The organism is Floridaenema aerugineum BLCC-F46 (assembly GCF_041929345.1).
Taxonomy (GTDB): Bacteria; Cyanobacteriota; Cyanobacteriia; order Cyanobacteriales; family Aerosakkonemataceae; genus Floridanema; species Floridanema aerugineum.
Genome location: NZ_JBHFNQ010000183.1, coordinates 1 through 6,516 on the forward strand (window position 1 = coordinate 1; position 6,516 = coordinate 6,516).

The following is a 6,516-nucleotide window of genomic DNA, read 5'->3' on the forward strand; positions in this document are numbered from 1 at the left end:
CAAATTATTGAACCTTTGACTCAATTACCAACAAAAGAAGTAACTCAATTGATTATGCAATCTAATCGGGAAGAGTTATTAAGTAGATTTCCAGCACCAAATTAAATCCAGCAATTACCAGTAAACTATCCGTTGCGATCGCACATTCTCACCTTACTAACCAATTTCCAAGCCAACTTACAAACCACAGAAACTTTAGACTCAGAAGAACGGAGTTTAATTATGAAATTATCACCTTTGTACATTCAATGGGAACAAGATGCTTTAAAAAGAGGGGAAGAACAAGGGATACAACAAGGGATACAACAAGGGATACAGCAAGGGATACAACAAGGAAAGCGTCTGACAATTGAGAGTATGCTAGAAGTAAAATTTGGCATAATCGATCCTGAGTTATCCCAAATTATTGAAGCTTTGATTCAATTACCAACTAACGAAGTAACTCAATTGATTATGCAATCTAATCGGGAAGAGTTATTACGTAGATTTCCAGCACAAAATTAAGTTCTTCTTTTAGGCAAAAGTTAATGAAATTCATAGATTTATTTGCTGGAATTGGTGGGTTTAGGTTAGGCTTTGAACAAGCTGGATTTAAATGTGTTTTTTCCTGTGAGATTGATAAAAATTGCCAAGAAGTATACCGCAATAATTTCGGCGAAAATCCTTTTGATGATGTTACCCAAATTCAGCCAAATTCTTTAGAAGATTTTGATGTTTTGGTTGCAGGTTTTCCTTGTCAACCTTTTAGCATTTGCGGAAAAAAGCAGGGATTTGAAGATACGAGAGGAACGTTGTTTTTTGAGATTTGTAGAATTGTTGAAGCTAAACAACCGAAAGTAATTGTATTGGAAAACGTTAAACATTTAATTTATCACGATCGCACCAACACCCTCAAAGTTATTCTAACAAGTTTGCATAACTTAGGCTACAATGTAACCTCTCAACTTCTCAATGCCAGAAATTTCGGCGTTCCGCAGCATCGAGAAAGAATTATTATAATTGCCAGCAAAGGTAAAGAATTCAACTTTTCCCGAATTAAAAGGCAATTTCCCCCTCGACTCAGAGATTTTTTAGATAAGACAGGTAATTTTGAAATCTTAGATAAATCGGAATATACTTTAATTGAAAGTCCAAAGTTACAAGAATCAGGACTTTTGTTTGTTGGTTATCGGAACAAAGGTACTTGGAAAACTGGAGTTAGACCTAATACAGAACATTTATCAAGAACACATCGACAACCTAATAGAATTTATTCGATCGATGGCGTTCATCCGACACTTCCATCTCAAGAAACTTCTGGTAGATTTTTTATCTATATTCCTGAGAAAGATTTAGTGAGAAAACTAACAATTGGGGAATGTTACCGAATAATGGGATTTCCCGAAACTTTCAAAATTCATCCTAGTTTAGGAGAAAGTTACAAGCAAATTGGTAATTCTGTTTGTGTACCAATGGTAAAAGCGATCGCTAAATCCATCTTAAATCAAAACCTCCTATCAAATCAACCTTACGAACCACAAACAAAAACTCCTGAATATAAACAACTCGTCCTTTTCAATTACTGAAACCGAGCTAAAAAGTTCTTAATTTATAACTAACGCTTAGAAGCAGAACGTAATCGTCGGTAATTATTAACTACTTCTTGCAGAAATTGAGCGTCTTGAGGTAAATTAATAGATCTGTAGTTGGGTGTAGCGAACCTATACATAGCAGCAGCACGCCGAATAGCGTCTAATTCATTATTTTTACTTTGGTAATATTCTTCATTCAAAATTACTCGTACTATACATTCCATTATTGACCTTGCTAAAGCAGGATTATTGGCAAATTGTTCTGGTAAAACTACTTTTTTAGTGCAATTTCTAGAAGAAAGAGCGATCGCTCTCGGTGACAGCTTCCAATCACTATATAGGGGATAATTTGGCTGTTTCATATTCATTATACTTAGCCGTAATGCTTCAGTTAAAGCCTTTACCCATGTATCAGGAATTTGAATTGGTCTGTTAGAATACCACCCGGAATTTCTTTCTAATTCCCTGACTGCGTTGGCTCGATTAGATGCAAACTGAGGAAGTAGAGATATTGCTTGATCCCAAATCGCGATCGCTTCTTCATATCTACCCAAAGCTTGTAAAGCAAAAGCTTTATTTTGTAAAAAAATAAAAGTTAAGCTATTTTTTGGAGTATTAGTTAAGGCGCGATCGCAAGCTAATAAAGCTTCTTGTGCTACTGCTTCATCTTCAAGTAGAGGACGCTCTGTGTTGTGCATTGGTTCTTTACATTGCCTTCGTGAAGAATAGCGATCGCTTTGTTGTGCCAGCAATTTATCACAAATTAACAGTTGATTCGGAATCACAACAACTGCCATAGTTAAACCAACTTTAATCACCTGCCAAACTTTTGCCATTTTTAACTCTATACCTGACTCAAAATATCGAGAAACTCTTGCACAACGCGATCGGGTTCTTCATTGCATCTGCTACAGTTGCAATAATAGATGATGTGGATGCCATGAGTTTCAAAAAGGCGATCGCGTTCTTCTGTTTTTACTGCATCAGGATGTGATAATTCTAGAATACCCCATTTGCCTTCATGGAAAATTAGAAAGTTGGCTTCTTGATTTTGTCTACCTTCTGATGTTGTGAGGCGTGCTTTGGCATTAGGGAAGAAAAGGATATTAGCGCGATCGAGTGCTTCAGCTATCTTGATTTGTTCTTCGTGGTGGAAATGTAAATCATTCCAAACATAGATTTTTTCTGAATTATCGCCAGTTTGCTGGTTATCTTCTTCAGATTGGATGATTTCTTCTAGGGAGTTAGTGTTATTATTAGGTATAGTTGATTTGTGTGAGTCGCTTTGAAAAGAATCTATACCTAGATTTGTAAATAGTTTTGCACCTGTTAGATTCGCTCTACTTAATGTTTTTCCAGTCAGATTGACTTCTATTACCTTATCGCTGTGTAAATTAACTTGATTTCGTTGCAAGTATCGCTTAAAAACCGACTGTAAATTATTCTTTTTTACCTTTTCCTGAAAAGCATCTGAAAGTTGTTTCCAAAGTTTAGCTGCTACAGATTTTATATATTCATCATCATACTTAGAGAGTTGAGCAATTTCTTGATATGAACATCTGCCTGACCAACATTGTCTGAAGATTAACTCTTGCACGTCGTTTAAGCATTCGCCATCTAGGAGAGTTTCTGCGATCGCGAGAGCTTCATCAACGGTCATTTGTTAAATTTCCTTAAAATATGGCATGAACTTTTCCACAGATCATACTATATTGTAGCAATTAAGGCTGACGTTGATTTAACCAATTTGCTAAATCTATTGCTGCGGAAAAATCCAAAAGTGCCTCTCCTAAATTTTCTAATTCTTCTATAGATAAAGTCTGAATTTGCTCTTGCATTTCAGGAGCGATCGTACCAAAACGGCGAGTCAACTGGCGAGTAACAAACGAAAGCGCCTCCCGTTGCCGTCCTTCTTGAAGACCATCTTCGCGAATTTCTTGGTAAATTACAGACTCCCGCATAGTTTCCTTCCTAAATAATTGTCTAATTAAGTTTTTTTCAAACCTCAAACCTGCGAGGACTTGGGAACAAGCGAGTAGATCGGCTTGTTGATTTGGCTCTTCAATTGTAGCAATCCGATTAGCCACTTGCTCTAGCAAAGTTCGCGGCGAGTTAGTTTGAGATAATGTCGCCAATGGCAGCAACCCTGGAACGGATAGCAGCAAAGCTGGATCTTCTTCCCACAGGCGAATCACTCGGTAGCGGTGTCGGGTGTTGTCGTCCCTGTACTCCGAGACAAAAGCTTGTTCTGATGCCGTTTGCTGCAAAAAAATTACTACTTGATTGATGGAACAGGAATATTGCCGCTTCAGCCTGACATAATAATCAAGCATTCGGAACGGCATCGGCGGATCGGAGTAGGGCAGAGTTTCAAATTCCAGATGTAGAATTTGGTTATCGGCTTGCAAGAAAGCCAGAGAATCAGCACGGATAGGTTCTTGAATGAGTTCAGTTTTGAGAACCTCAATGGTGGTAGGTCGATCGATCGGCAACAACCATTGGACAAAGGCAGCTGGAAATTTTTCAGCAAGATATTTGCAAGTGTTATCGTAAGCCAAGAAACTTTTGTTGAGAAATAGGTGTGAATAATTGTAATAGTATCGAAAATTCTTCTGTTGCATCCTATTTTGGATTTTAGATTTTAGATCGCTCATCGATCTAAAATCTAAAATCCTCAGTTTATTCAGAAATTAGAAAGTAAAAGTAGTCCGAACTACAGGTACAATAGTCGTGCGATTATTGCTAAATCCTTCAGGATTGAAGATCACAAATACACCAGGAGTAACGCTGATGTTATTTGTGGCTTTGAAGTTAATGTATCCTTCAACCTGATAAGGTGTGGCATCTTCGGGCGAAACTGCTCTACCACCAGTGGAAGTGCGAGAGAGAGGTTGTCCAAATATCAAACCAGCTGAACCACCTTTAGTGAACACATCCTTGACATGAAGACCAACCAACCAGCTGATAAAATTGGTTGAGGCGTTGACCCGTACCAAGTCGCTAAAGATGTAGGTGAATGAACCTGCAAGAGTGACGGAAGGAGTCAAGCGAAATGCAGCTGATGCACCAAGGGTATCCATTTTAATTGGTTGGTTGGCGATCGCCACCAGCGCCGAACCCCTAGCCCTATTGATCTCGGTTGCATTGGGGGCAAACAGAATCGCGCCAATATCCGCTGAAGCTAGTCCCGTTCCCAAAAGATTGATCTGGTGATAGCTGTGAGCATAGTTTAGACCAATATCGATCGCTTTCGTCGGCTTGATCGTCAGTTGAGTTGCCGCAACATAACTACCATTGAAAATACCCGCCCCCAGAGGAGTGCCAGGGAATCCTTGATTTTCGGGGAAGTTTGCTTGCACTGACCCATATAATGCTCGCAGGTCAAAAGCGTTTGAGATATTCCAGATGAATCCCGCCGCTGATGCCAGTCCAGTCTGGGAAGTGCCTCCCGATACCCGATGCGACGCTGGCAGATTGCTGAAGCGGGAAATTGACCCTTGACCTTCTCCAGCAAAAGGTAGAATCGATGGGAAAGCATCCGATACTTCTGCCTTTGTTCCCGCAAACAATGTCAGCTTGCTGGCGACGGGGAAAATGTACAGGAGTTTGTAAAGATTAACACTGTTATTTCCGCCCGTAACTGCTAGATTTTGCGGATTGACGGTAGGAAACTGCGCTTCATAAGACAATCGTGCATTACTAGAATTGCCGAAAATCACATCTCCGTAGCCCAAAGTTCCCGCCAGACTACCGCCAGTGTTAAACCCTGGAAATGCCGCACTTGGTCCACCGCCAAAGTTGTAAGCTTGCAGTCCGGTAATCAACAAGTCTTTGCCAGTAAAACTGGTTAGTAAGTTGAGGCGGACGCGATCGTTTAACACAACCTCTGGATCTCTACCCGGTCTAGGAATTGTGCCATTTACCGGATTAGTATTGTTGATAAATCTCCCATTGCCACCACGATAAGCACCATAAGCCGTAGATAAGCTAAAAATCGCTTCTCCACTTAACTTAGTTGTAGTGGAAAATTGTTGTCTTTCCAAGGTTGTGGTACGCGCTTCCAAAGCATCAACTCGACCTCGGAGTGTTGCTAGTTCAGCAGCAAATTGTTCCTGCAACCTTCGGATTTGTTCTAAGTCTCCTTGATTGACTGCATTAGGCATTGCCGCCAATAATTCACTAATTCGGTTTAAACAGGCATTTAACCCCGCCGCAAACTCATAACGAGTCATGGCGCGATTGCCGCGAAAGGTTCTGTCAGGATAACCTTCTATGCAACCATAACGTTCTACTAAAGACTGTAGTGCCTGAAAAGCCCAGTCTGTGGGTTGAACGTCTGATAGTTGGGAAACTGATGTCACTTGGCTAAGTGGATCGTTATCAGAATCAGCACTTTCAGGCCGATCGTTTGATGTAGCCTCTTGGTTGGGTTCAGAATTTGAATCTATTTTTTCGGGCAAAGATTGGGCTTGGACAAAACCTTTTTTTAAATGCTCTTCGGACGAATTAATTTCTGTGAGTGTCTTTTGCGTCAACTGATTTTCTGGGTTAGTTGAAACCGCAAGAGATTTGAGTGGAAAAACACTAAGTAAAAGGATGGGAAAGGCAATTTTGCTGACGATCTGTAAATAGTAATTCACCGTAACTCCTCACACACACATATCAATTGTCAGGATTTATCCTGATGCTTTTGCTGATTATAAGCGCTCAGCTGGTAAAAACATCACGATGCTATAACTTATGATTTATAAAAGTAACTGATGATACAACGCTAATTAAGCTTATATTAATTTTTTCTCGATTCATTTATATTATGTGTGGCTGATTAAACATTATTTAGAGAAGCTATATATAAGGTTCCGACAAGGTTTTGAGTTAAAGATACTATGACCCATTAAGCAGGTACGTTGTTGCGCTTTAGCGCTAATAGTAGCGCTAAAGCGCA

The 6,516-nt window shown here is 39.7% G+C and carries 6 protein-coding genes; 2 read left to right on the plus strand and 4 right to left on the minus strand.

The genetic code is table 11. The features are described from left to right. The first annotated feature begins 132 nt into the window (after nt 1-132). Complete coding sequence (locus tag ACE1CC_RS23650) at nt 133-504, plus strand: hypothetical protein (RefSeq protein WP_413272894.1); 372 nt, start codon at nt 133-135, stop codon at nt 502-504. Nucleotides 505-527: 23 nt separating this feature from the next. Then, entirely contained in the window at nt 528-1,565 is a 1,038-nt protein-coding gene (locus ACE1CC_RS23655; protein ID WP_413272895.1) for a DNA cytosine methyltransferase, read from the plus strand. A 29-nt stretch (nt 1,566-1,594) separates the two neighbouring features. On the opposite strand, the gene ACE1CC_RS23660 is transcribed toward ACE1CC_RS23655, so the two are convergent. The 4 genes from ACE1CC_RS23660 to ACE1CC_RS23675 form a co-directional block, all read right to left on the minus strand. Continuing rightward, nucleotides 1,595-2,407 carry a hypothetical protein gene (locus ACE1CC_RS23660; protein ID WP_413272896.1) on the minus strand — a complete coding sequence of 271 codons (813 nt, stop codon included), beginning with the start codon at nt 2,405-2,407 and terminating at the stop codon, nt 1,595-1,597. A gap of 8 nt (nt 2,408-2,415) precedes the next feature. Beyond that, nucleotides 2,416-3,231 carry a hypothetical protein gene (locus ACE1CC_RS23665; protein WP_413272897.1) on the minus strand — a complete coding sequence of 272 codons (816 nt, stop codon included), beginning with the start codon at nt 3,229-3,231 and terminating at the stop codon, nt 2,416-2,418. A 61-nt stretch (nt 3,232-3,292) separates the two neighbouring features. After that, entirely contained in the window at nt 3,293-4,129 is an 837-nt protein-coding gene (locus ACE1CC_RS23670; protein ID WP_413272899.1) for an Rpn family recombination-promoting nuclease/putative transposase, read from the minus strand. A gap of 132 nt (nt 4,130-4,261) precedes the next feature. Continuing rightward, nucleotides 4,262-6,211, minus strand: coding sequence for an iron uptake porin (locus tag ACE1CC_RS23675; protein WP_413272898.1), 1,950 nt, complete (start codon nt 6,209-6,211; stop codon nt 4,262-4,264). Nucleotides 6,212-6,516 lie beyond the last annotated feature (305 nt).